Raw genomic sequence first — 25,918 nt, 5'->3', positions numbered from 1 at the left:
CTGATGCGTGGTTTTCTGACGGTCGGGGGCTGGACCTTCGGCTCTCGGCTCGCGGGCTTCATCCGGGATGTGATGATGGCGGCCTACTTGGGCGCGGGGCCGACGGCCGAGGCGTTCCTTGTCGCCTTCTCGTTGCCCAACATGTTCCGCCGGTTCTTTGCCGAGGGCGCGTTCAACATGGCCTTCGTGCCGATGTTCGCGAAAAAGGTCGAGGGACGCGAGGACCCGCACGGCTTCGCACGCGACGCCTTCAACGGGCTGGGCTCGATCCTGCTGCTGGTGACGCTGATCGGAACGCTGGCGATGCCATGGCTGGTCTGGGCGATGGCCTCGGGCTTCGTGGGCGACGAACGGTTCGGGCTGGCGGTGGAATACGGGCAGATCGGCTTCGTCTATATCCTGTTCATCTCGCTTGTGGCGCTGATGTCGGGGGTGCTGAACGCCCATGGCTCGTTCACCGAAGCGTCGCTGGTGCCGGTGCTGATGAACGTGATCTTCATCGCCGCGATGCTGCTGGCCGACTGGCAGGGCTGGGATATGGGGATGACGCTGGCATGGACGGTGCCGGTCACGGGTGTCGCGCAATTCGCCTTCACATGGTGGGCGGCGCGGCGGATGGGATACACGTTCCTGCCGGGGCTTCCCCGCCTGACGCCGGACCTGCGGCGGCTGGTGGTTATCGCCGGACCTGCGGTTCTGGCGGGGGGCGTCGTGCAGATCAACCTGCTGGTGGGTCGTCAGGTGGCCAGCTTCACCGAGGGCGCCGTTGGCTGGCTGTCCTATGCCGACCGTCTGTATCAGCTTCCCCTTGGCGTCGTGGGCATCGCCATCGGCACCGTTTTGCTGCCGGAGTTGTCGCGCCGTCTGCGCGCTGGCGATACCGACGGGGGCCGCCACAGCTTCAACCGGGGGATGGAGTTCGCGCTGCTGCTGACCCTGCCTGCCGCCGTGGCGCTGGTGGTGATCGCGCTGCCGCTGACGCAGGTGCTGTATGAACGCGGGCAGTTCGACGCGCATGACAGCCTGAACACGGCGCTGGCGCTTGGGGCCTATGGCATCGGCCTTCCGGCCTTCGTGCTGCACAAGCTGTTCCAACCGCTGTATTATGCGCGCGAGGATACGCGCAGCCCGTTCCGCTTCGCCGTCTGGTCGATGGTGGTAAACGTCGCCTTCGCGGTGCTGATGATGCCGGTGATCGGCTTTCTTGCCGCCGCGCTGGCGACCACGGTTTCGGGTTGGGTGATGGTCGCGCAGCTTTGGTGGGGCGCGCGCGGGATGGGCGAGGCGGTCCGCATCGACGACCGGCTGAAGGCCCGCCTGCCGCGGATCGTCGCGGCCTCGGCCCTCATGGGTGCGGTGCTGTGGGGGGCGTCATGGCTGCTGGCGGATGCGCTGACCACGGGAGGTCTGCGCTATGCCGCGCTGGCGGGGCTGGTCGCGCTTGGCATCGCCAGCTATTTCGGCAGCGCCTATGTCTTCGGTGCGCTGCGGCCTTCGGACCTGAAGACCGCGCTTCGGCGTCAGCGCTGACGGATCTTTTCCATCACCCGCGCCGCCCCGCCGGGGCTGACGACGAAGGACATCAGGAACCCGGTCGCGAACCCTGCAAGGTCCGCGACCCATTCCAGCGTCCCGCCGAACAGCGCCCCGAACAGAAGCTGCACACCCAGAAGCAGCCCGATCAGCGAGAACGCCCGATATTGCGCCCCGCTGCCGGCCAGCTTCACCCAGAGCAAGAAGGTGAACGCCCCGATCAGGCCATAGACCGGCGGATAGGCCCCGAAGATCGGCTGCTCGGCCCATGGGATCAGGGTATAGACGCAGGCCCCGACGATGGCGGATGCGAAGAACACCGCCAGCACGGCCCATGCCCGAAACGCCTCGGCCACCATCTTGCCCAGTGCCAGCAGGATCACCACCGCAAACAGCGCATGCGTGATGGACCCATGGATGAACGGATAGGTCAGCAGCCGGATCACATGCTGCCACGGCCAGACGTTCTGTTCGACCATCGCCCGCAGGATGCCGGGAAAGAAGCCGAAACCTTCCACCGCCGAAAGCCGCCAGCCGATCGCGGCAGGGTCCGATGTCAGGCCCGTCGCGCCCAGCGACATGACCAGTTCCATCGCGATCATCGACAGGGCGAGCGCCCAGACGACAAGCGGAAGCGGGTTGATCGGGGCTTCTTTCATGCGGGTTCCTCTTGCTTCGGGCTTGCCGCCAGCGTTAAGCCGAAAGCCTGAAACTTTCCAGATGGAGAACATCATGACCGAGCCGGTCCAAACGCCTCAGGTCTTTCCCACGCGCGTCTTCTCGGGCATCCAACCCTCGGGAAGCCTTACGCTTGGCAACTACCTCGGTGCGCTGAAACGCTTTGCCCAAAAGCAGAACGAGGGGATCGAGACGCTGTATTGCGTGGTCGATCTGCACGCGATCACCGTCTGGCAGGAGCCTGCCAAGCTGCGCCAGCAAACGCGCGAGATTGCCGCCGCCTTCATCGCCTCGGGGATCGATCCGAAGAAATCGGTTCTGTTCAACCAGTCGCAGGTCTCGGCCCATGCGGAACTGGCCTGGGTGCTGAACTGCGTCGCGCGGATCGGCTGGATGTATCGGATGACCCAGTTCAAGGACAAGGCGGGTGCGAACAGCGAAAATTCGTCGCTGGGGCTGCTGGCCTATCCGTCGCTGATGGCTGCCGACATTCTGGCCTACAAGACCACCCACGTTCCGGTGGGCGAGGATCAGAAGCAGCACCTGGAACTGACGCGCGACATCGCGAACAAGTTCAACCATGATTACGGCGTGAAGTTCTTTCCCGTGCCGGAACCGCTGATCGAAGGCGCCGCCACCCGCGTGATGTCCCTGCGCGACGGCACCAAGAAGATGTCGAAGTCGGACCCCTCGGATGCCAGCCGCATCAACCTGACCGACGATGCCGATACGATCGCGAAAAAGATCCGCAAGGCCAAGACCGATCCCGAGCCGCTCCCCGAAAGCGTCGAGGGGCTGGACGGGCGTCCCGATGCCAAGAACCTCGTGAACATCTATGCCGCGCTGGCCGATCTGACCCCGGCGCAGGTGATGGCGCAGTATGCGGGCGCGCAGTTCGGCACGTTCAAACCGGCGCTGGCCGATCTGGCGGTGGAAAAGCTGGGACCGATCACGGCGGAAATGAACCGCCTGATGGCGGAACCGGACGAGATCGACGCCATCCTTGGCCGCGGGGCCGAACGCGCCGATGCCATCGCGCGTCCGATCTTTGACGATGTGAAGGACATCGTCGGCATGATCCGCTCGCGTCAGGTGTGATCGCGCGGGTCGCCCTGACCGCGCTTCTGGCGCTGTCGCTTTGCGCGACCCTGTTGACCGGGGTCCGCATCATGCGCGACCCCACCCTGCGCCCCTTCATCGACCGGGGGGCGCAGGAGATCGAGGCGGCGGTGGAGGCCGAGATGGCCCGCACTGCCCCCGAAACCATCGCGGCCCGGCTGGACGCGCTGTTGGCCGAGGACCCGCGCAACTGGGTCGCGATCGACGCGGTGGCCGAGGTCGCGGCGGAGCGCGGCCTCCCCGTTCCCGACCTGCCCCGCCCCGGCTTTCTGGAGAACGCCGCCGATTGCGCCGCCTGCGCCTATGATCCCGCCGCCTGCACGCTTTCGCCGGTGCTGATCTGTCAGGCCCCCGTCGCACTGACCAGCCTTGGCGACATCGCGGGGTTGGCGCGGGGCGGGCAGGCCTATGTCACCGGGGCCGAGGTGGATACGCTGGACGTGACCTTGTCGGCGATCGGGCTGGGGGCGACGGTCTTCGTCGTCGCCTCGGGCGGGTCCAGCGCTGTGGTGAAACTCGGCGCGGCCATGACCGGGATCGCGCGCAAGATGCGCCTGTTGTCGCCGCGCCTGACCGCCACCCTGACCCGCGCCGCGCGCGAGGGGATCGACTGGGCCCGCCTGCCCGCCGTGCGTGGCACGGACGATCTGGCCGCGCTGATGCGCCCTGCCGTGCTGGCCCCGGTGGCCGACATCGCGCGGGGCGCAGGCCGCATCGGCACCGCCCTGCCGCCCGCGCAGGCGCTGCACCTGATGCGCCACATCGACACCCCCGCAGACGCCCGCCGCATCGCCAACGCGTCCGAGGCGCTTGGCCCCCGCACCGTCGGCCGGATGGAGGTGCTGGGCAAGGCCCGCTTCCTGCGCGCGACATGGCGTGTGTCGAACGTCGCATGGTCGCTGCTGGCCGGGATCATGGGATTTGCGATGGCGCTGGCGGGCATGGTCGGCAACGCCGTGCAAAGCTGGGCGCTGCGCCGCCTGTCACGAAGCTGAATCCGAATCGCGGCACCCTGAACCTGGCCACCTGTCCCCCAGACGGCCAGAATCGGCGTCCCCCGGGTCCACCTGTCCCCCAAGACTGCCCGGGGGCGCATCTTGCCCATCCCGCCTGCGGATGATCTAACACCCGCGCAAAGGAAGGGCACGACCATGGCATTCGGCAAGAACATCCGCACCTTTTTCGACGGCAAGTGGCACGAGGGTGACATCCCCGTCATGCGCGCCGCCGATCACGGGCTGTGGCAGGGATCGAACGTCTTCGACGGCGCGCGGCTGTTCGACGGGGTGACCCCCGATCTGGACCTGCACTGCGCCCGCCTGAACCGCTCGGCCGAGGCGCTGATGATCACCCCCACCGTCGATCCCGCCGACATGGTGCAGATCGTGCGCGAGGGGCTGAAGGGTTACGCGAACGCCGTCTATATCCGCCCGATGTATTGGGCCGTGGACGGGTCCGAACTCGGCGTCGCGCCCAAGGAGGATTCGACCGCCTTCGCCATCAGCCTCGAAGAAGTGCCGATGCCGGACGAAGGCGCGATGACCACGCTGACCCGCACCCGCTTCCGCCGCCCCGTGCTGGAGGATGCGGTCTGCAATGCCAAGGCGGGCGCGCTCTATCCCAACAACGCCCGGATGCTGGTCGAGGCGAAGCGCAAGGGCTTCGGCAACGCGCTGGTGGCCGATGCGATGGGCAACGTGGCCGAAACCGCCACCGCCAACGTGTTCATGGTGCGGGACGGCGTGGTGTTCACCCCCATCGCCAACGGCACGTTCCTGTCGGGCATCACCCGCGCCCGCCACATTGCCAACCTGCGCGCTGACGGGATCGAGGTGCGCGAGGCCGTGCTGACCTTCGACGATTTCCATGCGGCGGAGGAGGTGTTCCTGTCCGGGAACTTCGCCAAGGTCACCCCGGTTGCCCGTTTCGACGATACCGAATACGCGCATGGCCCCGTCACGAAACGCGCCCGCGCGCTTTACATGGACTTCGCCCATTCGGCATAAAGACCAGACAGGGGGACGGATATGCGTAAGTTTCTGGTGGTTCTGGACGACAGCCGCGAATGCCTGAACGCGATGCGCTATGCCGCGTTCCGCGCCTCGCATACCGGGGCGGGGGTCGTGATCGTGTCGATCATCCCGCCCGAGGAGTTCCAGCATTTCATGGGCGTCGCCGACCTGATGCGGGCCGAGGCGCGCGAGCGGATCGAGGCCCATTTCGAGGTCTTCGCCAAATGGATGCGCGACCGGCAGAACGTGAACCCCACCCTGATCATCCGCGAGGGTGATCCGGTGCAGGAAATCCTTGCCGTCGTGAACGAAGACCCCGAGATCGGCATCCTGGTCCTTGGGGCGGGCACCGACAAATCCGGCCCCGGCCCGCTGGTCACGCAGATGAGCCGCGGGTCCGGCGCGCTGCCGATCCCCGTCACCATCGTCCCGGGCGAGATGTCGAAGGAACGGCTGGAAGCCATCACCTGACATGGACGTCGCATCGCCCTCCTCGCGGCTTGCCACGCGCCTGGCCTTCTTCGTCGCTGGCTTCGTCATGGCCTGCTGGGCGCCGCTGGTGCCCTTCGCCAAGGCCCGCGTCGGCGCGGACGAGGCGCAGCTTGGCATCCTGCTCCTCTGCCTCGGGGTCGGATCGCTGATCGCAATGCCCGTCACCGGGGTGGTCAGCGCCCGGACGGGGCCCAAGCCGATGATCCTGCTGGGCGGCTTTGCATTGGCGGCGATCCTGCCCGTTCTGGCACTGGGGGGCAGCCCGCTTTCGCTGGGGCTGGCGCTTCTGGTCTTCGGCGCGTCGCTGGGCACCATCGACGTTGCCATGAACATCCAGTCGATCGAGGTCGAGAAGGCCGCGGGCCGTCCGATGCTGTCGGGCTTTCACGCAATGTTCAGCCTTGGCGGCGTGGCGGGCGCGGGCGGCGTGACGCTGCTGCTGACGCTGGGCCTGCCCCCCTTCCCCGCATCGGCCATCGCCGCCGCGCTTGCCGCGCTGGCCATCGCCATCGCCATGCCACGCCTTCCGCTGATCGTGGCGGGCGCCCCCCCGGCCTTCGTGCTGCCGCGTGGGATCGTGCTGCTGATCGCCGTGCTGGCCGGGATCACCTTTCTGGTCGAAGGGGCGATGCTGGACTGGGGCGCGCTGCTGATGCAGCAGCGGCGGGTGCTGGCTGCGGAACAGGCGGGGATGGGATACATGATGTTCTCGGTCGCGATGACGGCGGGGCGGCTGGCGGGGGACCGGATCACCGCGCTGCTGGGTCCGTTCCGGGTGCTGACGCTGGGCGCGGCGCTGGCCATCGCGGGTTTCATCATCATCCAGACCGCCGGATCGCCCTTGGCCAACCTTCTGGGCTTCGGCCTGATCGGGATCGGCGCGGCCAATATCGTGCCGGTGCTGTTCAGCGCGGCGGGGCGGCAAAGTGTCATGCCCGCCAGCCTTGCCATCGCGGCTGTGACGACCGTCGGCTATGCGGGCGTGCTGGCCGGGCCTGCGACGGTCGGGTTCGTCTCGCACCCTACCAGCCTGCCCATCGCGTTCTGGCTGCTGGTCCTGCTGCCCCTGTCGGCCCGCGCCGTCGCGCGCTGACGGGAACATCGCGCCGAGCCCTTGGTTGCCCCCGGAAACGGAGGCACCGATGTCGGAATCCAAAACCACCCGCGACCACGACACCATCCGCAAATGGGCCGAGGCCCGCGACGGCCACCCCGCCAAGGTCGAAACCAAAGGCAAGGGCGGTATCCTGCGCATCGACTTCGGAGAACCGGAGGAGAACCTGACCCGCATCGACTGGGACGAGTTCTTCGCCATCTTCGACGACAGCGGACTGGACTTCCTCTATCAGGACAAGGTCGCCGATGGCGGCACCAGCCGGTTCAACAAGTTCGTTGCGGGGGATTAGGCCGCGAGGCCGATCGCCCCTTCGACCTTGCGCCCGTTCGCCATCAGGTAGAGCCCGATGCAGGTCGTCAGCGCCGCGATGAACAGCAGATACCACGCCGGGGCCATCGGATTGACCCGCAGAAGCGAGCTGACCGCCAGCGGGGTCAGCCCGCCGAAGATTGCATAGGCGACGTTGTAGGAGAACGACAGCCCCGTGAACCGCACCGGCGCCGGAAACGCCCGCACCATCACATAGGGCGTCGCCCCGACCAGCCCGACGACCAGCCCCATCAGCGCATAAAGCCCGAACAGCACCGGCAGCGATTGGCCCGCAAAGCTGTAGAAGGTGAAGGTCACTGCGCCGAAAAGCACCCCAGCGACCGCAAAGAACCGCCCGCTACCGAAACGGTCCACCAGCATCCCCGCCGATACGGTGCCGAAGATCAGGAACAACGACCCGAAGCTGGTCGCCAGCAGCGATTCCAGCGCGGAATAGCCATAGAGCTTCTGCAGGAAGGTCGAGGTCATCAGCGTCGTCACCACGACCCCCGCCGAAAGCACCCAAGTCAGCAGTCCCGAGATGATGACCCCGTGCAGATGGTCGCGCAGCACGGTCTTCAGCGGCAGGCTCTTTTGCAGCAGGTCGCTGTTCTTCATCTGCGTGAAGATCGGCGTTTCCGCCAGCCAGCGGCGCAGATAGACGCCGATCAGCCCGAACACCCCGCCGATCAGGAACGGGATGCGCCAAGCGAAGCCCGACACCTGTTCCGGCGTGAAGATCCAGTTGATCCCCGCCGCGATCAGCGAGCCCAGAAGGATGCCGAAGGTCAGCCCCGAACACAGGAAGCCGCAGGCCATGCCGACCCGGTTCGCGGGCACATGTTCGGCCACGAAGGTCCACGCGCCCGGAACCTCGCCCCCGATGGCCGCGCCTTGCAGCATGCGGAACAGGACCAGCAGGATCGGCGCCCAGACGCCCAGCGTCTCGTAGGTCGGCAGGCAGGCCATCGCCAGCGTCGAGATCGACATCAGGAACACCGACAGCGCAAAGACCCGCTTGCGCCCGCCCTTGTCGCCGAAATGCGCCATGACGATCCCGCCCAGAGGCCGCACGAGGTATCCGGCGGCAAAGATGCCGAAGGTCTGGATCGTCACCAGCCAGTCGGGCATGTCGGGCGGGAAGAACAGATGCCCGATCACGGTCGCAAAGAAGACGAAGATGATGAAGTCATAGAACTCCAACGCCCCGCCAAGGGCCGAAAGCCCCAGCACGCGCATGTCACTCCGGTTCAGCGGCCTTGCATCTGTCGTCATCGGCGTTCCCCCTGCCTGCAATCGCCCGCCTTATTGCGCCGCTTTGCCAATCCTGCAAGGCGGCACAGCAATTTAGAACCGTTCCAAAACTTGACATGGCGGCCATTCGGGCGCATATCGGTGCCCAACCCCGGAGGCCGCCCATGTTCATCCAGACCGAATCCACCCCGAACCCCGCGACGCTGAAATTCCTGCCCGGCCAGACGGTGCTGGAGATCGGGACCGCGGACTTCCCCTCGGTCGAGGCGGCGGACAAATCCCCGCTGGCACGCCGCGTCTTTGCGGTGGACGGCGTGACGGGCGTGTTCTTTGGCCATGACTTCGTGACCGTGACCAAGGCCGATGCCGCGCTTTGGGATCACGTGAAGCCCGCCGTCCTTGGCGCGATCATGGAACATTACCAGTCCGGCATCCCGGTGATGGAGGGCGAGGCCCGCCCCGCCGGTGGCCACGCCGAACACACGGGCGAGGATGGCGACATCGTCAGCCAGATCAAGGAACTGCTCGACACCCGCGTGCGTCCCGCGGTGGCTCAGGATGGTGGCGACATCACCTTCCACGGCTTCGATCGCGGCATCGTCTATCTGCACATGCAGGGTGCCTGCGCGGGCTGCCCGTCCTCGACCCTGACGCTGAAGATGGGGATCGAGAACCTGCTGCGCCATTACATCCCCGAGGTGCTGGAGGTGCGTCCGGTTGCGGCCTGACGCGCTGATCCTGGCCTTCGACACATCGGCCGCGCATTGCGCGGCCGCTTTGCTGTCGGGCGGCACCTTGCTGGCCCATGTCGAAGAACCGATGCAGAAAGGTCAGGCCGAACGCCTGATGCCGCTGCTGGAGGAGGTTCTGGCGGGTGCGGGGCGCAAGTGGTCCGATCTGGATGCGCTGGCGGTCGGAACCGGGCCGGGGAATTTCACCGGCGTTCGCATCTCGGTCGCGGCGGCGCGGGGGCTGTCGCTGGGCCTTGGCATCCCCGCCATCGGCATCACGACGCTGGAGGCGATGGCCCACGGCCTGCCCCGCCCACTGGTCGTGGCACTGGATGCGAAGCGCGGCGAGCATTACGTGCAGGAGTTTCCCGGCACTGCCCGTCTTGCGGCGGACATTCCGGACGGCCTCCGCCCCGCGCCCCTGTTCCCGCTGGCCGAAGCCATCGCGCGCGAGGCGGCGCTGCGCGAACCCGGCCCGCGCCCTGCGCCCTTCTATCTGCGCGGCGCGGATGCGGCCCCGCCTTCGGACCCGCCGCCCGTGATCCTTGATGTGGAATGATCTTGCGGCGATCCATGCCGCCAGCTTCACCAACCCTCCCCCGTGGTCGGCCCGCGATCTGGAAGCCTCCGCCACCGGCACGGGCGGCTTCCTGCTGCACGAGCCGCAGGGCTTCCTGATCGGACGCGCCATCGCGGGCGAGGCGGAGTTGCTGACATTGGCCACCCATCCTGCCGCGCGCGGTCAGGGGATCGGCGGTCGGCTGGTCGCGGACTTTCTTGCCCGCACGGCCAAAGCTGCCGATACCGCGTTTCTGGAGGTCGCGGCCGACAACGCCGCCGCGATCCGGCTTTACGTCGCGGCAGGTTTCGCGCAGGTCGGGCGGCGGCGCGGCTATTATGCGGGCGTGGATGCCCTCGTGATGCGCCGCGACCTCTAAGCTTCGGAAAAAGCTATTGCCGCACTGCGCTCCCGCGCTTTATCAAGGGGGAAAACAAGCCGCCGCTGGACGGCATCTTCGGGAGTATCGCAATGACCCTCAGGACCCTTCTTGGCGGGGCGGCACTGGCCCTCGTGGCTGGCGCGGCCCATGCCGATCCGGCGCTGATCTTCGATCTGGGCGGCAAGTTCGACAAGTCCTTCAACGAGGCTGCCTATACCGGCGCGGCCCGCTGGGCAGAGGAAACCGGCGGCACTTATCGCGAGCTGGAGATGCAGTCCGAAGCCCAGCGCGAACAGGCGCTTCGCCGTCTGGCACAGTCGGGGTCCAACCCCATCGTCATGACGGGCTTCGCCTTCTCCGACGTGCTGACGCAGGTTGCACCCGATTTCCCCGACACGAAATTCGTCATCATCGATTCCGTCGTCGAAGGCCCGAACATCCGCTCGGTCGTCTTCTCGGAACAGGAAGGCTCGTATCTGGCGGGCATCATGGCGGCGATGGCGTCGAAATCGGACACGCTCGGCTTCATCGGCGGCATGGACATCCCGCTGATCCGCAAATTCGGCTGCGGCTATGCCCAAGGTGTGCTGGCGACGAAACCGGATGCCAAGGTGCTGGTCAGCTGGACCGGGTCGACCCCGGCCGCATGGAACGACCCCGTGCGCGGCGGCGAGCTGACCCGCGCGCAGATCAGCCAAGGTGCTGACGTGATCTATGCCGCGGCGGGCGGCACCGGCATCGGCATCCTGCAAACGGCGGCGGACGAAAACATCCTGTCCATCGGCGTGGACAGCAACCAGAACCACCTGCATCCGGGACAGGTCCTGACCTCGATGGTGAAGCGCGTGGACAATGCCGTGTTCGACGCCTTCACCCAAGGCGACGCGGTCGAGCCGGGAACGGTCGTGCTGGGCCTTGCCGATGGCGGCGTGTCCGTCGCGGTGGACGAGGCGAACCAGGCGCTGGTCACGCCGGAAATGACGGCGGCGGTGGAAGCCGCCACGGCGCAGATCGCGTCGGGCGAAGTGTCGGTGCATGACTACATGAGCGACGACACCTGCCCGGTCCCCGGTTTCTGATGACCCAGACGGCTTCGCCTGCGATCGAGCTGCGCGGCATCTCGAAGGCGTTCGGGACGGTGCAGGCGAACAAGGACATCACCATCACCGTGCCCAAGGGCACGATCCACGGCATCATCGGTGAAAACGGAGCCGGGAAATCGACGCTGATGTCGATCCTTTACGGCTTCTATCGCGCCGACAGCGGCCAGATCCTGATCGGGGGGCGCGAGACCGCGATTCCCGACAGCCAAAGCGCGATCCGCGCCGGCATCGGCATGGTGTTCCAGCATTTCAAACTGGTGCCGAACTTCACCGTGCTGGAAAACGTGATCCTCGGGGCCGAGGATGGCGCGCTGCTGCGCCCCTCGCTGTCCAAGGCGCGCAAGGAACTTGCCCGGCTGTCCAAGGAATACGGGCTGGACGTGAACCCCGACGCAGTGGTCGAGGACCTGTCCGTCGGCCATCAGCAACGGGTCGAAATCCTCAAGGCCCTGTATCGGCAGGCCGAGATCCTGATCCTTGACGAACCCACAGGCGTTCTGACCCCGGCCGAGGCGGATCACCTGTTCCGCATCCTCCGCGGTCTGCGCGAACAGGGCAAGACGGTCATCCTCATCACGCACAAGCTGCGCGAGATCATGGCGATCACCGACAACGTCTCGGTCATGCGGCGGGGCGAGATCGTGGGGACGGTGAAGACGGCGGAAACCTCGCCGCCGCAGCTGGCGGAACTGATGGTGGGCCGCAAAGTGCTGTTGCGGGTCGAAAAAACCCCCGCCCGCCCGCGCGAGGTGGTGCTGGAGGCCAAGGGCCTGCGCCTGACGCGCGGGGGCGTCGAATTGCTGAAGGGCGTCGATCTGACCATCCGGCGGGGAGAAATCCTCGGGCTGGCGGGCGTGGCCGGGAACGGGCAATCGGAACTGCTGAAAGTGCTGGGCGGCATCGCCCGCGCCGAAGGGACGATCACCATGAACGGGCGCCCCTTCACCGACCCACGCGAGGCCGGGATCGCCCATGTCCCCGAAGACCGCCAACATCTTGGCGTCATCATGGATTTCACCGCGTGGGAGAACATGGCCTTCGGCTATCACCGCCATTTCGCCAAGGGCGCGCTGATGGACAACAAGACCCTGCGCGACGAAACCGCCGAGGCGATGAAACGCTTCGACGTCCGCCCGCTGCTGCCCGACTTGGTGATCAAGAACTTCTCCGGCGGAAACCAGCAGAAGATCGTCGTCGCCCGAGAGATCGAGCGGAACCCCGACCTGCTGCTGATCGGCCAGCCGACGCGCGGCGTGGACATCGGCGCGATCGAGTTCATCCACAAACAGATCGTCGCCCTGCGCGATCAGGGCAAGGCGATCCTTCTGGTCTCGGTCGAGCTGGACGAGATCATGTCGCTGTCGGACCGCATCGCGGTGATGTGCGGCGGGCGGATCGTGGGGGAACGCGATCCTGCCACCACCAATGAAAAAGAGCTTGGCTTGCTGATGGCCGGCGTGAACGACGAGGCCGCCTGATGCAACGCATTCCCCGCTGGGCCGATGTGGTGCTGGTTCCGATCATCTCGCTTCTTCTGGCCGCGATCTGCGCGGCGGGCGTGATCCTCGCCATCGGGCAGGACCCGATCGAGGCGCTGAACACCATGGTCGTGGGTGCCCTGGGCTCGGCCTATGGCTGGGGTTACACGCTGTATTACGCCACCAGCTTCATCTTTACCGGACTGGCGGTGACGGTCGCCTATCACGCGGGCCTGTTCAACATCGGCGGCGAGGGGCAGGCACAGATCGGCGGCCTTGGCGTCGCGCTGGTGCTGCTGTTCATCCCGTGGCCGCATTGGACGGTCGCGCTTCTGGCGGCGACGCTGGGCGCTGCGGCTTTTGGTGCGATCTGGGCGGCGATCCCCGGCTATCTTCAGGCGAAGCGCGGCAGCCATATCGTCATCACCACGATCATGTTCAACTACATCGCATATTCGCTGATCGTCTGGATGCTGGTCGATGTGCTGCGCCCGGCGGGTCAGGCGGAACCGGCGACGGCGCGGTTTCCCGCAACCTATGGCCTGCCGACGCTGACCGATATTCCGGTGCTGTCGTCGATCTTCACCGATCAGGTGCCAGCGAACGTGTCGCTGTTCGTGGCGCTGGCGGCCTGTTTCGCGGTGTGGCTGCTCTTGTTCCGCACCCCTTTGGGGTATGAAATCCGCGCCTTTGGCAAATCGGAATCCGCCGCGCGCTATGCCGGGATCAACCCCACCAAGATCATCGTCGTCACGATGATGATCTCGGGCGCTTTGGCAGGGATGATGTCGATCAACAACGTCATGGGCGAAAGTGGGCGGCTGCTGCAGAACGCGTCCGAGGGCGCGGGCTTCATCGGCATCGCGGTCGCGCTGATGGGCCGCAACCACCCGTTCGGCGTGGTGCTGGCGGCGCTGCTGTTCGGCTTTCTGTATCAGGGCGGGGCCGAGGTTGGCCTCTGGACCCAGATCCCAATCGATTTGCGGGTGGTGCTTCAGGGTCTGGTGATCCTGTTCACGGGCGCGCTGGATCATATGGTGCGGATGCTGCTTGGCCTGTTCTTTCGGCGGAGGGCTGCGTGATGGATTACGCGACGCTGCTGCAACTGCTGGACAGCACCGTGCGGCTGGCAACGCCGCTGCTGCTGGCATGCCTTGCGGGGCTGTTTTCGGAACGCGCCGGGGTGTTCGACATCGGGCTGGAAGGCAAGATGCTGATCGCGGCCATGACCTCGGGTGCGGTGGCGGCGATCAGCGGGTCGGTCTGGATCGGGCTGGCGGCGGGGATCGGCGCGTCGCTGGTCTGGGCGCTGATGCACGGCATCGCGTCGATCACGTTCCGGGGGAACCAACTGATTTCCGGCGTGGCGCTGAACTTCCTCGCCTCGGGGATCACGGTTCTGGTGGCGCAGGCGGCCTTCGGCCAGGGCGGGCGCACGCCGCCTTTGTCGGGCGATGCGCGGTTCGGCGCGATCACCCTGCCCTTCGCCGAGGCGCTGCGCGAGGTGCCGGTGATCGGCCCGCTGTATTTCGAGGTCATCTCGGGCCATCCGTTGCTGGTCTATGTCGCAGCGCTGGCCGTGCCCGTGACATGGTGGGTATTGTTCCGCACCCGTTTCGGCCTGCGGCTGCGGGCAGTGGGCGAGAACCCGGCGGCAGTGGATACGGCGGGCATCTCGGTCGTGCGGCTGCGCTTTGCCGCCGTGCTGATCGCGGGCGTTCTGTGCGGCATAGCGGGCGCCTATATGGCGACGGCGTTGCAGGCGGGCTTCGGGCGCGAGATGACGGCGGGGCGCGGCTATATCGCGCTGGCGGCGCTGATCTTCGCCAAATGGAAGCCGTGGGCGGCGCTGTATGCCACGCTGCTGTTCGGCTTCTTTCAGGCGCTGGCGCTGCGACCCGACGTGGTGACGCGCGTGACCACGCTGGACATCCCCGTCCCGGCGCTGGAGGCTTTGCCCTATGTGCTGACCGTGCTGGTGCTGGCGGGCTTCGTCGGACGCGCCATTCCGCCCCGCGCCGGGGGCGAGCCCTATGTGAAGGAACGCTGATGGATCTGGTCGCGCATATCAAACGGCTGGCGGGTGATGCACCGGTCCGCATCGGTCTGGTGCTCGGCTCGGGCCTCGGTCATCTGGCCGAGGCTGTGGACGGTGTCGCGATCCCCTATACCGACCTGTCCGGCTTTCCCCATGCCGGCGTGTCGGGCCACAACCCCAAGCTGGTGATCGGCGATCTGGAGGGGGTGCGCGTCGCGGTCTTCGGCGGGCGGATGCACTATTACGAATCCGGCAACCCCGCCGCCATGCGACTGCCGCTGGAGGTGCTCAAAGGTCTTGGCGCGGACAGCCTGATCCTGACCAATGCAGCGGGCAGCCTGCGGGCGGACATCCCGCCGGGCGATCTGATGCTGCTGTCTGACCATATCAACCTGTCCGGTGCGAACCCGCTGATCGGGGAAAAGACCGACGCGCGCTTCGTGCCGATGACCGACGCGCATGACGAAGGTCTGCGCGGGCAGCTGAAGGCGGCGGCGGCGCGGGCGGGCGTGGACCTGCCCGAAGGCGTCTATGCGTGGTTCTCCGGCCCCAGCTTCGAAACCCCGGCCGAGATTCGCATGGCCAAGGTTCTGGGCATCGACGCCGTCGGCATGTCCACCGTGCCGGAGGTGATCCTTGCCCGTTTCCTCGGGCTGAAGGTCGCGGCGATCTCGACCATCACGAACATGGGCGCGGGGCTGTCGGACGAACGGCTCAGCCACGAGCATACGAAGGCTATGGCGCCCCTTGGTGCGGCCAAGCTGGAAAAGGTGATCCGCGAGACGTTGCGCCACCTGCGATGAGGGACTAGACCGCCGTCCAACCCCTTGCTGCCGGTAAGCCCATGCAGATGTATCTTCCCATCGCCGAGGTTTCGATCAACGCCCTGCTGGTGCTGGGGCTTGGCGGCATCGTGGGCTTCATGTCGGGCATGTTCGGCGTGGGGGGCGGGTTCCTGATCACGCCCTTGCTGTTCTTCATCGGCATCCCGCCCGCCGTGGCGGTGGCGACGGGGGCGAACCAGGTCGTCGCATCCTCGGTTTCGGGCGTTCTGGCGCAGATGAAGCGCAAGGCGGTCGATTTCCGCATGGGCATGGTGTTGCAGGCAGGCGGGCTCATCGGGTCCGCCATAGGCATCTGGGTCTTTGCGCGGCTGGCGGTGCTGGGGCAGGTCGATCTGTTCGTGCAGCTGTCCTATGTGCTGTTCCTGGGCGCGATCGGGGCGATGATGCTTCAGGAAAGCATCCGCGCCCTGCGCCGCGCCAAGAAGCCCGGCGCGCCGATCAAGCGGGCGCATGTGCATACATGGGTGCATCGGCTGCCCTTCAAGATGAAGTTCCGCGCCTCGGGGCTGTATATCTCGGTGCTGCCGCCAATGATGATCGGCGCGGGCGTGGGGTTCCTGTCGGCGATCATGGGGGTCGGCGGCGGGTTCATCATGGTGCCGGCGATGATCTATCTGCTGGGGATGCCGACCAAGGTGGTGGTGGGCACCTCGCTGTTCCAGATCATCTTCGTGTCGGCCTTCACCACGCTGGCCCATGCGATGACCTCCGGCACGGTGGACATCATGCTGGCGCTGCTGCTGATCCTTGGCGGGGTGGTGGGCGCGCAATTCGGGGCACGGATCGGCGTGCGGCTGCGGGCGGAACAGCTTCGCATCCTGCTGGCGCTGCTGGTCATCGCGGTCAGCGTCAAGGTCGGCACGGAACTGGTTCTGACGCCGAAGGAGCCGTTCTCGCTTCAGGTGATGGGGGCCGAATGATCCGCGCATTCGCCATCCTGATCGCGCTTGCCCTGCCCGCCGCCGCGCAGGAGGAAAGCATCGTCGTCGGTCTGTCGCAGTCGTCGGTGTCGATCACCACCGATTTCGTCGGGTCCGAGATTCTGGTCTATGGCGCCGTCCGCCGCGACGCCCCCGCCCCGGCCGAGGACCCGCTGGAGGTGATCGTCACCGTCGAAGGTCCGGCCACCCCCATCATCGTGCGCAAGAAGGAGCGCCGCGTCGGCATCTGGATCAACCGCGACAAGGTCCGCATCGGCAGCGCGCCGACCTTCTATGCCATCGCGACGACCGGGGCGCTGGGCGACATCCTGTCGGAAACCGAGGATCTGCGTCACCGCATCACCATCCCATCGGTCATCCGTGCCATCGGCATCAGTTCCGAAGCCGAGGATGCCCCGCAATTCGTCGAGGCGTTGATGCGGATTCGGCAGGCGGAGGGGCGATACCGCGTCAATGAACACGCCGTCGATCTGGACGAACAGACGCTGTTCCGCGCCGATGTGGAGCTTCCGGCCGACCTGACCGAAGGCGACTACCGCGTGCGTATCTTCCTGACACGCGACGGGCGGGTGGTGGACACCATCGACCGCACCATCTTCGTGCGCAAGGCGGGGCTGGAGCGGTTCCTCTATACCATGTCGCGCGAGCAATCTGCGCTGTATGGCCTTTTGTCGCTGGCGCTGGCGGTGCTGGCAGGATGGGGCGCGTCCACGATCTTCCGGCTGATCAGGCCGTAAACCCTCCGTCGATGCCTGCGGCTTCCCTGGGGGATGCGCCCCGGCTTACGCGCTATGGGCACCGGCGGCGAGGGCGGCGACCATCTCCAGCACCTCGGACACCGGCTTTTCGTTGATCGCCTTGACGATCGCGGTGCCGACCACACTGCCATCGGCAATCGCGGCAATGTCGCGCGCAGCCTCGGGCGTGGTGATGCCGAAGCCGACGATCACCGGCAGGTCGGTCGCCGCCTTGATGCGCGCGACTTCGGGCGCGACATCGGCGGCCTTGGGCGCTGCCGCCCCGGTGATCCCGGTGATCGACACGTAATAGACGAAGCCCGAGGTGTTCTGCAGAACGCGCGGCAGCCGGTTCGCATCGGTGGTCGGCGTGGCCAGACGGATGAAGTTCAGCCCGGCCGCCTGAGCCGGGATGCAAAGCTCCACATCCTCCTCGGGGGGGAGGTCCACGACGATCAGCCCGTCGATCCCCACCGCCTTCGCATCGGTCAGGAAGCGGTCCACGCCGCGCGAATAGATCGGGTTGTAATAGCCCATCAGCACGATCGGCGTCACCTGATCGTCCTTGCGGAATGCGGCGACCAGATCCAGCGTCTTCTGCAACGTCTGCCCGCCCTCCAGCGCGCGTTGCCCGGCCAACTGGATCGTGCCGCCATCGGCCATCGGATCGGTGAAGGGCATCCCCAACTCGATCACGTCAACGCCGGCGGCGGGCATCCCGCGCATCACCGCCAGCGTCGTGTCCACATCGGGATCGCCCGCCATGACATAGGCGACGAACGCCTTCTTCCCTTCGGTTTTCAGGGCGGCGAACTTGGCGTCGATGCGGGTCATGGCGTCCTCGTGCAGCAATGCTTCTCCTTGGCGGATACGGGCCGGAAAAGCAATGCCGACGGGTCACATCTTCGACGGGCCGCCCACCAGCCAATGTGTGCCGAAACGGTCCTTGGTCATGCCGAAACCGTCGCACCAGAACACATCGCCAAAGGGCATGATCACCTCGCCCGCCAGCTTGTCGAAAATCGCCTGCGCCTCGGCGCGCGTCTTGCAGCCGTGGCTGACGGATACGCCCTGCTGCGACTCTCCCTCCATCCCCGGCGGGAAGTCCGAGGCCATCAGCATCCGCCCATCCACCGTCAGACAGGCATGCATCACCAGATCGCTGTCCGATTTGGGCATGTCCGGGCTTTCGGGCGCTTCGGCATAGGTCATCACGTAAAGATCGCCGCCGAACACCTCCTTGTAGAAACCCATCGCCTCGCGGCAGTTGCTTTTGAACATCAGGTAGGGATCGAAGCTCATTTCCGCGTCCTCCTTCTCCTGCAGGAAGGGTGCCACAGCGTCGCGGAAAATCAAGCGTGCCTTGCGCGCAAGGGCTTTCCCGCCTAGATGAACGCGCGTGCAGCAAAAGGGGACTGGCATGGGCTTTCGCATGGGTATCGTCGGCTTGCCGAACGTGGGCAAATCGACCCTGTTCAACGCGCTGACCCGGACGGCGGCAGCGCAGGCCGCGAACTTCCCCTTCTGCACGATCGAGCCGAACGTGGGCGAAGTCTCGGTGCCCGACGCGCGGCTGGACAAGCTGGCCGCGATCGCGGGATCGAAACAGATCGTCCCGGCGCGCATGACCTTCGTGGACATCGCGGGCCTCGTGCGCGGCGCGTCCAAGGGCGAAGGTCTGGGCAACCAGTTCCTTGCCAACATCCGCGAATGCGACGCCATCGCCCATGTGCTGCGTTGCTTCGAGGATGGCGACATCACCCATGTCGAAGGCCGGATCGACCCCGTCGCCGATGCCGAGACGATCGAGACCGAGCTGATGCTGGCCGACCTCGAATCCGTCGAACGGCGTCTGGCCAACCTTGCCCGCAAGCTGAAGGGCGGCGACAAGGAGGCGCTGGATCAGGACCGTCTGCTGCGCGCTGCCCTTGCCGCGCTGGAAGACGGCAAGCCCGCCCGCACCGTGCAGGTGGCCGAGGATGACCTGAAACAGTGGCGCATGTTGCAACTGCTGACCGCGAAGCCGGTGCTTTACGTCTGCAACGTCGAGGAATCCTCGGCCGCCGACGGCAACGGCGAATCCGCCCGCGTGGCGGAAATGGCGGCCAAGCAGGGTGCCGGCAGCGTCGTCATCTCTGCCCGGATCGAGGAGGAGATCAGCCAGCTCGACGCCGAGGAAGCCGGGATGTTCCTGTCCGAGATGGGGCTGGAGGAAGCGGGCCTCGACCGGCTGATCCGCGCGGGCTATGCGCTGTTGGGTCTTCAGACCTATTTCACCGTCGGCCCCAAAGAGGCGCGGGCGTGGACGATCTACAAGGGGATGCTGGCCCCGCAGGCCGCAGGCGTGATCCACGGCGATTTCGAGAAGGGCTTCATCCGGGCCGAAACCATCGCCTATCCCGACTATATCGCCGGCAAGGGCGAGGCGGGCGCGAAGGAGGCCGGAAAGTTCCGCGTCGAGGGCAAGACATACGAGGTGAAGGACGGCGACGTGCTCCACTTCCTGTTCAACGGCTGAACTTAATCCGCAACTCCGATGTAAAATCCCGGCAGCTGCACTATATATGACAGGACCGTGGGAATTCCTCTGGCGGCGCAAGGAGGCTTCCCATGGGAATGTTCAGCTCGAAACCGCCCTTTGATCTCACTGCTTTTCTGGCCCAGAAGGCCAGCCCGAAAGCATCCGTCCGTCGCGGCGCATGGAAGCCCAAGCCTCCCGCGCCGGACGATGAGCCAGAGAACGCCGATCCCAAGGATGAATGACCGCTGCCACAAGACCGCGGCAGCGGCGCGGGCCGATGGCCCCCGGATGGGGGCTTGAGGGCCGCGCCCCCTACCCCATCCGTTCCGAGGCATAGCTGCCGGGCGATGCCGGAAACACCACGGTCTTGTTCCCCGACATGAACACCCGATGGTGGATATGCGCGTGGATCGCGCGGCTCAGCACCGCCGCCTCGACATCCCGGCCAAGCGAGACGTAATCCTCGGCCGACTGGGCATGGGTGATCCGCACGATGTCCTGCTCGATGATCGGGCCTTCGTCCAGATCGGCGGTGACGTAATGCGACGTCGCCCCGATCAGCTTCACCCCCCGCTCGAACGCCTGCTTGTAGGGATTTGCCCCCTTGAACGACGGCAGGAAGGAATGGTGGATGTTGATGATCCGTCCCGACATCTTCTCGCAGAACGCATCCGACAGAACCTGCATGTAACGGGCAAGCACCACCAGTTCCGCCCCCGAATCCTCGACCAGCGCCAGAAGGCGCTTTTCGGCATCGGGCTTGTTTTCCTTCGTCACCTTGATGTGGTGGAACGGCAGATCGTGGTTCACCACCACCTTCTGATAGGTCATGTGATTCGACACCACACCCACAATGTCGATCGGCAGCGCCCCGATCCGCCAGCGATACAAAAGGTCGTTCAGACAATGGCCGAAGTTCGACACCATCAGCAGCACCTTCATCCGGTGCGCGCCGTCATGGATCGCCCATTCCATGTCGAAATCCGAAGCGACGGGCGCAAAACCGTCACGCAGCGCCGGAAGCGCCGCGCCCGTTTCGGGCACGAAGCTGACACGGCAGAAGAACATCCCCGTCAGCTCGTCATCGAACTGCGCCGAATCCGTGATGTTGCACCCCTGCTCGGCCAGAAAGCCCGAGATGGCGGCGACGATCCCGCGGCGGGACGGGCACTGAACGGTCAAGACATGGCGGGTCATCGGCTATCCTTGGTCAACTCCGATGCGGACCATGCCGCCGGGAGCCGTCCGGTGCAATCACATCGCGCGACATCCATGCCGCGCTTTCCGACATTCAGCGTTGGACCATCGCCGTGAACCCGCCATAGATCATGCGTTTCGCCTCGAAAGGTGCAGTGTCGGGTTCGCAATTCATGCGCGGGTCTTCCATGACCTTGCGGTTCACCTCGTCCCGATGCGCCCGGTCGCGATAGGTGATCCAGGAAAAGAACACCACCTCGCCCTGCTCCAGCTTCACCGCCATGGGAAAGGACGTGACCTCTCCCTGCGGGACGTCATCGGCACAGGCCTCGACATAGCTGATCGCGCCGTGTTCCATCCAAACCGTCGCGCCCAGTTCGGCCATCTCGCGGTAATCCTCGATCCGGTCGGTCGGGACGGGGATCACGAAACCATCGACATACATCGCACAGACCTCCTCTGCTGCCGCGAAAGGTAGCGCGGGTGCCTCAGACGTCGATCACCGCACGCACCGCACGCGACCAGCGGGCGTGGCGTGCGTCGCGCAGCCCCGCCTCCATCTGCGGCTCGAACCGCCGGTCCAGCGCCCAGCCCTTGGCATAGGCCGCCGCATCCGGCCCGATCCCCGCGCGCATCCCGGCCAGCCAAGCCGCGCCCAGCGCCGTGGTTTCCGTCACCACCGGACGATCCACCGGCGCGCCGATCACATCGGCAAGGAACTGCATCGCCCAATCCGACCGCGCCATCCCGCCATCGACGCGCAGCACGTCCGGCTCTCCCGACCAGTCCGCCCGCATCGCCGCCAGCAGATCGCGTGTCTGAAACCCGGTGCTTTCCAGCGCCGCCCGCGCCAGTTCCGCAGGGCCGGAGTTTCGCGTCAGCCCGAACACCGCACCCCGCGCATCGGGCTTCCACCACGGCGCACCAAGGCCCGTGAAGGCCGGGACCAGCACCAGATCCTGCGCCGGGTCCGCTCGTTCCGCCAGCGCCTGCGTTTCCGCCGAATCCGCGATGACGCCCAGCCCGTCGCGCAGCCACTGCACTACGGCACCTGCGACGAAGATCGATCCTTCCAGCGCATAGGTCACGCGCCCGTCCAGACGGCAGGCGATGGTGGACAGCAGCCGGTGCTTGCTGGCCACCCGTTCGGTCCCGGTGTTCAGCAGCGCGAAGCATCCGGTGCCATAGGTGGATTTCATCATCCCCGGCTCGAAACACGCCTGCCCCAGCGTCGCCGCCTGCTGGTCCCCGGCCACGCCAAGGATCGGGACGTCATATCCCAGCAGGTCCGTCACCCCGAACTCTGCCGCGCAGTCCAGCACCTCGGGCAGCAGGCCCATCGGGATGTCAAGCAACGCGCAGATCTCGGCATCCCATTCCCCGCGCCCGATGTCATACAGCATCGTCCGCGCCGCATTGGTCGCATCGGTGACGTGATTGCCGCCCGTCAGCTTCCAGATCAGAAAACAATCCACCGTGCCAAAGGCCAATTCGCCCCGCGCCGCACGCGCCCGCGCATCCGGCACGGTATCCAGAAGCCATTTCAGCTTGGTCCCCGAGAAATACGGATCGACCAGCAGCCCGGTCCGTTCGGTGATCAGCGCCTCGTGCTCCAGCAGCCCGTCGCAGATGTCGGTCGTGCGGCGGTCCTGCCAGACGATGGCGTTGTGCAGCGGCTCGCCCGTCGCGCGGTCCCACAGCAGCACCGTCTCGCGCTGGTTGGTGATGCCGATGGCGCCGATACGGTGCCCTTCCGCCGCCTTGCGGGCCGTCTCCTGCACGGTGCGCCAGATGTCGGCGGGGTCGTGTTCGACCCAGCCGGGGCGCGGGAATGCCTGGGGGAATTCGGCCTGCGCCGTGGCAATGGGCCGGAGCCTTTCGTCAAAGACGATGGACCGCGTCGATGTCGTGCCCTGATCGATTGCCAATATCATCCATATACTCCCTCAGCGCCTCCACCTGCGCCGCTGTCAACCGTAGCCCAAGCTTGGTGCGCCGCCAGATCACATCCTCGGCGGTGCGGGCATATTCGCGGGCCATCAGCCAGCGCACCTCCGCTTCGGTCAGCGTCGCGCCGAAATCGCGGCCCAGTTCGGCCGCCTCGGCCACGTCGCCCAGGACCTGCCAAACCTCGGTGCCATAGGTGCGCGTCAGCCGCGCCGCCCACGCCCCCGAAAGGAAAGGATAGCGGCGACGGATCACCTCGCGCAGCTCCGCCACCTCGGTCACCGGGAAATCGCCGCCGGGCAGCGCCACCTTGGCCGTCCAGTCGCCCGTCGCATGGGGAAAGAACGGCGAGAGCTTCGCCATCGCGTTTTCCGCCAACCGCCGATAGGTCGTGATCTTGCCGCCGAACACATTCAGCAGCGGCGGGCCATCCTCGTTCAACGACAGCACATATTCGCGCGTCGCCGCCGTGGCCGATTTCGCACCGTCATCATAAAGCGGGCGCACACCGGAATAGGTCCAGACCACCTGATCCCGCGTCACCGGCACCTTGAAATAGCGCGAGGCGAAGGCGCACAGATACTCCTGCTCCTCGGGTGTGCAGACCGCTGCCGAAGGATCGCCGCGATGTTCCTGATCCGTGGTGCCGATCAGGGTGAAGTCCTGCTCGTATGGAATCGCGAAGATGATGCGCCCATCCTCGCCCTGGAAGAAATAGGCGCGGTCGTGATCGTGCAGCTTCGGCACGACGATATGGCTGCCGCGCACCAGACGGATGCGTTCGGTAGTGGCCACGCCCGTATCCGCGATCACCTTGTCCACCCAAGGCCCGCCCGCATTGACCAAGGCGCGGGCGTGAAAGACACCGCCCTCGGTCTCCACCCGCCAGACGCCGCCCTCGCGGCGCGCTGCGGTCACAGGCGTGCGGGTCAGCACCCGCGCCCCCCGCGCCGCCGCATCGCGGGCGTTCAGCACCACCAGCCGCGCATCGTCCACCCATGCGTCGGAATATTCGAAGGCCAGCTTGAATTCGTCCTTCAGCGGCGCGCCCAGCGGATCGGTCCGCAGATCCACCCGCCGCGTTCCCGGCAGGATCTCTCGCCCGCCCAGATTGTCATACAGCCACAGGCCCAGCCGGATCAGCCATGCCGGACGCCGACCCTTGGTCCAGGGCATCAGGCGCGAGGTCGGGGTCGTCCCCTCGAACCGCATCCCCTCGCTGTAAGGCAGCACGAAGCGCATCGGCCAGCTGATATGCGGCATCGCGACCAGCAGCGTCTCGCGCTCGCGCAGGGCCTCGCGCACCAGATGGAACTCGAAATACTCCAGATACCGCAGCCCGCCATGGAACAGCTTGGTCGAGGATGACGAGGTGGCCTGCGCCAGATCGCCCTGTTCGGCAAGGACCACCTTCAGCCCCCGCCCCGCCGCGTCGCGCGCGATTCCGGTGCCGTTGATCCCGCCACCGATGATGAAGATATCTGCCACGTCCATGGGAAACTTTCGTTTTTCGCCCCCGATAAGCCTAGGGTCGTGACCCTTTGATGACAAGCGCCCGCCGCGCCGCTATCTCTGGCGGCATGGATCAGACAGCCCCCGACCTTTCCACCATCGAAACGCTTGCCCACGAAACCGTCGCCGCCCTGCCCGCCCCGTGGCAGGCACAGGCGGCGAAGGTCGTCCTGCGCGTCGAAGACTTCGCGCCGCAGGACATGCTGGCGGGCCTCGGCATCGAGGACCCGTTCGAGCTGACCGGCCTTTACGACGGCATCCCGCTGACGGAAAAATCGGTGATGGACCAGCCGATGGGGCCGGATACGGTGTGGTTGTTCCGGCGCGCGATCCTTGACGAATGGGTGGATCGCGGAAACGTGACCCTGCGGGAACTGGTCACCCATGTCACCGTTCACGAATTCGCGCATCATTTCGGATGGAGCGACGATGACATCGCCGCCATCGACCCGTGGTGGGAATAGGAGGAACGACATGAACCGACGCCAGGCCATCCTGACCGGAGCCGCGATGCCGCTTGCAACCCTGACCCCCATGGCCGCCCGCGCGCAGACCGCCCCGCCGCCCGCACTGTCCCGCAGCCTGACGCTGGGCAGCTTTCGCGTGACTGCGCTGCTGGCCGGATCGCAGGCGTCCGAGCCGGTGGGCACCTTCGCGCTGAATGCCCCGCCCGAAGAATTCGCAGCCTTCGCCGCCGAAAACTTCCTGCCTGCCGATCGTGCGATGTCCTACTACACCCCCGTCCTGGTCGAGGCCGGGTCCGAGGTGATCCTGTTCGACACCGGCGCGAACCCTGCCGGCCTTCTGGCCGCGCTGGAGGCTGCCGCCATCGACCCCGCCAGCATCACCACCGTCGTCATCACCCACATGCACGGAGACCATATCGGCGGGCTGTCGGAAGGCGGCACGCTGACCTTTGCCAACGCCAACCTCGTGACCGGGCGGGTGGAGATGGAATATTGGCTGGGCGCCGGGAACGAGACCTTCGACGCCAAGGTCCGCCCCTTCGCCGATGCCTTCACCCTGCTGGATGGCGATCAGGAGGTCGCCCCCGGCATCACCGCGATCGAGGCGTTCGGCCATTCCCCCGGGCACATGGCGTTCGACCTGCAATCCGAAGGCCGGCGCCTGATCCTGACCGCCGACACCGCGAACCACTACGCCTTCTCGCTGGGCCGTCCGGATTGGGAGGTGCGCTTTGACATGGACAAGGCCGCCGCCGCCGCAACGCGCAGGCGCATCTTCGGCATGATCGCGGATGAACGCCTGCCCTTCATCGGCTATCACATGCCCTTCCCCGCCGTGGGCTATGTCGCGCGCGACGGCGACAATTTCCGCTACATGCCCGCGACCTATCAATTCGACCTCTAAGCCGGAGCGAAGCTCCGGCCCGGCCCAACGTCGAGGCGATGC

29 protein-coding genes are annotated in these 25,918 nt (G+C 66.2%); 21 read left to right on the top strand and 8 right to left on the bottom strand.

Features of this window, described 5'->3' with window-relative positions; translation table 11 throughout:
* Window positions 1-3: 3 nt before the first annotated feature.
* Complete coding sequence (gene murJ / locus E2K76_RS13180) at window positions 4-1,530, top strand: murein biosynthesis integral membrane protein MurJ (RefSeq protein ID WP_136684852.1); 1,527 nt, start codon at window positions 4-6, stop codon at window positions 1,528-1,530.
* Here murJ and E2K76_RS13175 read toward each other — a convergent pair.
* Complete coding sequence (locus E2K76_RS13175) at window positions 1,521-2,192, bottom strand: rhomboid family intramembrane serine protease (protein WP_136684797.1); 672 nt, start codon at window positions 2,190-2,192, stop codon at window positions 1,521-1,523. The genes murJ and E2K76_RS13175 overlap by 10 nt on opposite strands.
* Before the next feature lie 73 nt (window positions 2,193-2,265).
* Here E2K76_RS13175 and trpS point away from each other — a divergent pair, with 73 nt between their 5' ends.
* From trpS to E2K76_RS13145, 6 genes are all read left to right on the top strand, one after another.
* On the top strand, window positions 2,266-3,309 hold the full coding sequence (gene trpS, locus E2K76_RS13170) for a tryptophan--tRNA ligase (protein WP_136684795.1): 1,044 nt from the start codon (window positions 2,266-2,268) through the stop codon (window positions 3,307-3,309).
* A complete protein-coding gene (locus E2K76_RS13165) occupies window positions 3,306-4,325 on the top strand; it encodes a hypothetical protein (RefSeq protein WP_136684793.1) in 1,020 nt (339 codons plus the stop codon). The genes trpS and E2K76_RS13165 overlap by 4 nt, the downstream gene beginning before the upstream one ends.
* 156 nt (window positions 4,326-4,481) lie before the next feature.
* Window positions 4,482-5,336, top strand: coding sequence for a branched-chain amino acid aminotransferase (locus tag E2K76_RS13160; protein WP_136684791.1), 855 nt, complete (start codon window positions 4,482-4,484; stop codon window positions 5,334-5,336).
* 21 nt (window positions 5,337-5,357) lie between these two features.
* Window positions 5,358-5,813, top strand: coding sequence for a universal stress protein (locus E2K76_RS13155; protein ID WP_136684789.1), 456 nt, complete (start codon window positions 5,358-5,360; stop codon window positions 5,811-5,813).
* 1 nt (window position 5,814) lies between these two features.
* On the top strand, window positions 5,815-6,927 hold the full coding sequence (locus E2K76_RS13150) for an MFS transporter (RefSeq protein WP_136684788.1): 1,113 nt from the start codon (window positions 5,815-5,817) through the stop codon (window positions 6,925-6,927).
* A gap of 49 nt (window positions 6,928-6,976) precedes the next feature.
* On the top strand, window positions 6,977-7,240 hold the full coding sequence (locus E2K76_RS13145) for a hypothetical protein (RefSeq protein ID WP_136684787.1): 264 nt from the start codon (window positions 6,977-6,979) through the stop codon (window positions 7,238-7,240).
* On the opposite strand, the gene E2K76_RS13140 is transcribed toward E2K76_RS13145, so the two are convergent.
* Window positions 7,237-8,535, bottom strand: a complete 1,299-nt coding sequence (locus E2K76_RS13140; protein ID WP_136684785.1) for an MFS transporter — start codon at window positions 8,533-8,535, stop codon at window positions 7,237-7,239. The two genes, E2K76_RS13145 and E2K76_RS13140, sit on opposite strands and share 4 nt — an antisense overlap.
* A 143-nt stretch (window positions 8,536-8,678) precedes the next feature.
* Between E2K76_RS13140 and E2K76_RS13135 the strand changes: the two genes are divergently transcribed.
* From E2K76_RS13135 to E2K76_RS13090, 10 genes are all read left to right on the top strand, one after another.
* On the top strand, window positions 8,679-9,242 hold the full coding sequence (locus E2K76_RS13135) for a NifU family protein (RefSeq protein WP_136684783.1): 564 nt from the start codon (window positions 8,679-8,681) through the stop codon (window positions 9,240-9,242).
* Window positions 9,232-9,804, top strand: a complete 573-nt coding sequence (tsaB, locus tag E2K76_RS13130) for a tRNA (adenosine(37)-N6)-threonylcarbamoyltransferase complex dimerization subunit type 1 TsaB (RefSeq protein ID WP_136684781.1) — start codon at window positions 9,232-9,234, stop codon at window positions 9,802-9,804. Before E2K76_RS13135 ends, tsaB begins: the two co-directional genes overlap by 11 nt.
* On the top strand, window positions 9,794-10,183 hold the full coding sequence (locus tag E2K76_RS13125) for a GNAT family N-acetyltransferase (protein WP_136684779.1): 390 nt from the start codon (window positions 9,794-9,796) through the stop codon (window positions 10,181-10,183). Before tsaB ends, E2K76_RS13125 begins: the two co-directional genes overlap by 11 nt.
* A gap of 92 nt (window positions 10,184-10,275) precedes the next feature.
* Window positions 10,276-11,265, top strand: coding sequence for a BMP family lipoprotein (locus tag E2K76_RS13120; RefSeq protein ID WP_136684777.1), 990 nt, complete (start codon window positions 10,276-10,278; stop codon window positions 11,263-11,265).
* Window positions 11,265-12,767 (top strand): ABC transporter ATP-binding protein, encoded by a 1,503-nt coding sequence (locus E2K76_RS13115; protein WP_136684776.1) that lies wholly within the window; start codon window positions 11,265-11,267, stop codon window positions 12,765-12,767. Before E2K76_RS13120 ends, E2K76_RS13115 begins: the two co-directional genes overlap by 1 nt.
* Window positions 12,767-13,849, top strand: coding sequence for an ABC transporter permease (locus tag E2K76_RS13110; protein ID WP_136684774.1), 1,083 nt, complete (start codon window positions 12,767-12,769; stop codon window positions 13,847-13,849). Before E2K76_RS13115 ends, E2K76_RS13110 begins: the two co-directional genes overlap by 1 nt.
* A complete protein-coding gene (locus E2K76_RS13105) occupies window positions 13,849-14,817 on the top strand; it encodes an ABC transporter permease (RefSeq protein ID WP_136684851.1) in 969 nt (322 codons plus the stop codon). Before E2K76_RS13110 ends, E2K76_RS13105 begins: the two co-directional genes overlap by 1 nt.
* Complete coding sequence (locus E2K76_RS13100; protein ID WP_136684772.1) at window positions 14,817-15,608, top strand: purine-nucleoside phosphorylase; 792 nt, start codon at window positions 14,817-14,819, stop codon at window positions 15,606-15,608. The genes E2K76_RS13105 and E2K76_RS13100 overlap by 1 nt, the downstream gene beginning before the upstream one ends.
* Window positions 15,609-15,649: 41 nt before the next feature.
* The gene (locus E2K76_RS13095) at window positions 15,650-16,570 is read left to right on the top strand and encodes a sulfite exporter TauE/SafE family protein (protein WP_136684770.1); all 921 of its coding nucleotides are present in this window, start codon (window positions 15,650-15,652) and stop codon (window positions 16,568-16,570) included.
* Window positions 16,567-17,328, top strand: a complete 762-nt coding sequence (locus tag E2K76_RS13090) for a TIGR02186 family protein (protein ID WP_136684768.1) — start codon at window positions 16,567-16,569, stop codon at window positions 17,326-17,328. The genes E2K76_RS13095 and E2K76_RS13090 overlap by 4 nt, the downstream gene beginning before the upstream one ends.
* 45 nt (window positions 17,329-17,373) lie before the next feature.
* Here the strand turns inward: E2K76_RS13090 and trpA are convergent, their stop codons facing one another.
* Both trpA and E2K76_RS13080 read right to left on the bottom strand, forming a co-directional pair.
* A complete protein-coding gene (trpA, locus tag E2K76_RS13085; protein ID WP_136684766.1) occupies window positions 17,374-18,162 on the bottom strand; it encodes a tryptophan synthase subunit alpha in 789 nt (262 codons plus the stop codon).
* 63 nt (window positions 18,163-18,225) lie between these two features.
* Window positions 18,226-18,630: a VOC family protein gene (locus tag E2K76_RS13080; protein ID WP_136684765.1), complete on the bottom strand. Its 405-nt coding sequence runs from the start codon at window positions 18,628-18,630 to the stop codon at window positions 18,226-18,228.
* A 118-nt stretch (window positions 18,631-18,748) separates the two neighbouring features.
* Between E2K76_RS13080 and ychF the strand changes: the two genes are divergently transcribed.
* Together ychF and E2K76_RS20360 are read left to right on the top strand one after the other, a co-directional pair.
* Window positions 18,749-19,846 carry a redox-regulated ATPase YchF gene (ychF, locus tag E2K76_RS13075; RefSeq protein ID WP_136684764.1) on the top strand — a complete coding sequence of 366 codons (1,098 nt, stop codon included), beginning with the start codon at window positions 18,749-18,751 and terminating at the stop codon, window positions 19,844-19,846.
* Window positions 19,847-19,938: 92 nt separating this feature from the next.
* Window positions 19,939-20,091: a hypothetical protein gene (locus E2K76_RS20360; protein ID WP_169053307.1), complete on the top strand. Its 153-nt coding sequence runs from the start codon at window positions 19,939-19,941 to the stop codon at window positions 20,089-20,091.
* A gap of 70 nt (window positions 20,092-20,161) precedes the next feature.
* On the opposite strand, the gene purU is transcribed toward E2K76_RS20360, so the two are convergent.
* The 4 genes from purU to glpD form a co-directional block, all read right to left on the bottom strand.
* Complete coding sequence (purU, locus tag E2K76_RS13070) at window positions 20,162-21,046, bottom strand: formyltetrahydrofolate deformylase (RefSeq protein ID WP_136684762.1); 885 nt, start codon at window positions 21,044-21,046, stop codon at window positions 20,162-20,164.
* A gap of 94 nt (window positions 21,047-21,140) precedes the next feature.
* Window positions 21,141-21,491, bottom strand: a complete 351-nt coding sequence (locus E2K76_RS13065; RefSeq protein WP_136684760.1) for a DUF1428 domain-containing protein — start codon at window positions 21,489-21,491, stop codon at window positions 21,141-21,143.
* Between the two features lie 43 nt (window positions 21,492-21,534).
* Entirely contained in the window at window positions 21,535-22,980 is a 1,446-nt protein-coding gene (glpK, locus tag E2K76_RS13060; RefSeq protein ID WP_394343935.1) for a glycerol kinase GlpK, read from the bottom strand.
* Window positions 22,928-24,487, bottom strand: coding sequence for a glycerol-3-phosphate dehydrogenase (gene glpD / locus E2K76_RS13055; protein ID WP_136684757.1), 1,560 nt, complete (start codon window positions 24,485-24,487; stop codon window positions 22,928-22,930). The genes glpK and glpD overlap by 53 nt, the downstream gene beginning before the upstream one ends.
* 50 nt (window positions 24,488-24,537) lie before the next feature.
* Here glpD and E2K76_RS13050 point away from each other — a divergent pair, with 50 nt between their 5' ends.
* Together E2K76_RS13050 and E2K76_RS13045 are read left to right on the top strand one after the other, a co-directional pair.
* Window positions 24,538-24,969, top strand: coding sequence for a metallopeptidase family protein (locus E2K76_RS13050; protein WP_246032961.1), 432 nt, complete (start codon window positions 24,538-24,540; stop codon window positions 24,967-24,969).
* A 10-nt stretch (window positions 24,970-24,979) separates the two neighbouring features.
* Window positions 24,980-25,876: an MBL fold metallo-hydrolase gene (locus tag E2K76_RS13045; protein WP_136684755.1), complete on the top strand. Its 897-nt coding sequence runs from the start codon at window positions 24,980-24,982 to the stop codon at window positions 25,874-25,876.
* Window positions 25,877-25,918: the final 42 nt, after the last annotated feature.

This window comes from Falsirhodobacter xinxiangensis, assembly GCF_004959935.1.
GTDB lineage: Bacteria > Pseudomonadota > Alphaproteobacteria > Rhodobacterales > Rhodobacteraceae > Falsirhodobacter > Falsirhodobacter xinxiangensis.
Note: the sequence above shows the minus strand (reverse complement) of the source record. Positions and strands in the feature narration are given on the sequence as shown.

Excerpts from the sequence above, each read along its gene's own strand:
- E2K76_RS13090 (WP_136684768.1), top strand. The coding sequence starts at position 16,567 with ATGATCCGCGCATTCGCCATCCTGATCGCGCTTGCCCTGCCCGCCGCC.
- E2K76_RS20360 (WP_169053307.1), top strand. The coding sequence starts at position 19,939 with ATGGGAATGTTCAGCTCGAAACCGCCCTTTGATCTCACTGCTTTTCTG.
- E2K76_RS13140 (WP_136684785.1), bottom strand. The coding sequence starts at position 8,535 with ATGACGACAGATGCAAGGCCGCTGAACCGGAGTGACATGCGCGTGCTG.
- E2K76_RS13105 (WP_136684851.1), top strand. The coding sequence starts at position 13,849 with ATGGATTACGCGACGCTGCTGCAACTGCTGGACAGCACCGTGCGGCTG.
- E2K76_RS13115 (WP_136684776.1), top strand. The coding sequence starts at position 11,265 with ATGACCCAGACGGCTTCGCCTGCGATCGAGCTGCGCGGCATCTCGAAG.
- purU (WP_136684762.1), bottom strand. The coding sequence starts at position 21,046 with ATGACCCGCCATGTCTTGACCGTTCAGTGCCCGTCCCGCCGCGGGATC.
- E2K76_RS13045 (WP_136684755.1), top strand. The coding sequence starts at position 24,980 with ATGAACCGACGCCAGGCCATCCTGACCGGAGCCGCGATGCCGCTTGCA.
- E2K76_RS13050 (WP_246032961.1), top strand. The coding sequence starts at position 24,538 with ATGACAAGCGCCCGCCGCGCCGCTATCTCTGGCGGCATGGATCAGACA.
- E2K76_RS13135 (WP_136684783.1), top strand. The coding sequence starts at position 8,679 with ATGTTCATCCAGACCGAATCCACCCCGAACCCCGCGACGCTGAAATTC.
- glpD (WP_136684757.1), bottom strand. The coding sequence starts at position 24,487 with ATGGACGTGGCAGATATCTTCATCATCGGTGGCGGGATCAACGGCACC.
- E2K76_RS13110 (WP_136684774.1), top strand. The coding sequence starts at position 12,767 with ATGCAACGCATTCCCCGCTGGGCCGATGTGGTGCTGGTTCCGATCATC.
- E2K76_RS13100 (WP_136684772.1), top strand. The coding sequence starts at position 14,817 with ATGGATCTGGTCGCGCATATCAAACGGCTGGCGGGTGATGCACCGGTC.
- glpK (WP_394343935.1), bottom strand. The coding sequence starts at position 22,980 with ATGATATTGGCAATCGATCAGGGCACGACATCGACGCGGTCCATCGTC.
- murJ (WP_136684852.1), top strand. The coding sequence starts at position 4 with ATGCGTGGTTTTCTGACGGTCGGGGGCTGGACCTTCGGCTCTCGGCTC.
- E2K76_RS13095 (WP_136684770.1), top strand. The coding sequence starts at position 15,650 with ATGCAGATGTATCTTCCCATCGCCGAGGTTTCGATCAACGCCCTGCTG.
- E2K76_RS13160 (WP_136684791.1), top strand. The coding sequence starts at position 4,482 with ATGGCATTCGGCAAGAACATCCGCACCTTTTTCGACGGCAAGTGGCAC.
- E2K76_RS13175 (WP_136684797.1), bottom strand. The coding sequence starts at position 2,192 with ATGAAAGAAGCCCCGATCAACCCGCTTCCGCTTGTCGTCTGGGCGCTC.
- E2K76_RS13120 (WP_136684777.1), top strand. The coding sequence starts at position 10,276 with ATGACCCTCAGGACCCTTCTTGGCGGGGCGGCACTGGCCCTCGTGGCT.
- E2K76_RS13080 (WP_136684765.1), bottom strand. The coding sequence starts at position 18,630 with ATGAGCTTCGATCCCTACCTGATGTTCAAAAGCAACTGCCGCGAGGCG.
- trpA (WP_136684766.1), bottom strand. The coding sequence starts at position 18,162 with ATGACCCGCATCGACGCCAAGTTCGCCGCCCTGAAAACCGAAGGGAAG.
- E2K76_RS13065 (WP_136684760.1), bottom strand. The coding sequence starts at position 21,491 with ATGTATGTCGATGGTTTCGTGATCCCCGTCCCGACCGACCGGATCGAG.
- trpS (WP_136684795.1), top strand. The coding sequence starts at position 2,266 with ATGACCGAGCCGGTCCAAACGCCTCAGGTCTTTCCCACGCGCGTCTTC.
- E2K76_RS13155 (WP_136684789.1), top strand. The coding sequence starts at position 5,358 with ATGCGTAAGTTTCTGGTGGTTCTGGACGACAGCCGCGAATGCCTGAAC.
- E2K76_RS13125 (WP_136684779.1), top strand. The coding sequence starts at position 9,794 with ATGTGGAATGATCTTGCGGCGATCCATGCCGCCAGCTTCACCAACCCT.
- E2K76_RS13150 (WP_136684788.1), top strand. The coding sequence starts at position 5,815 with ATGGACGTCGCATCGCCCTCCTCGCGGCTTGCCACGCGCCTGGCCTTC.
- ychF (WP_136684764.1), top strand. The coding sequence starts at position 18,749 with ATGGGCTTTCGCATGGGTATCGTCGGCTTGCCGAACGTGGGCAAATCG.
- E2K76_RS13145 (WP_136684787.1), top strand. The coding sequence starts at position 6,977 with ATGTCGGAATCCAAAACCACCCGCGACCACGACACCATCCGCAAATGG.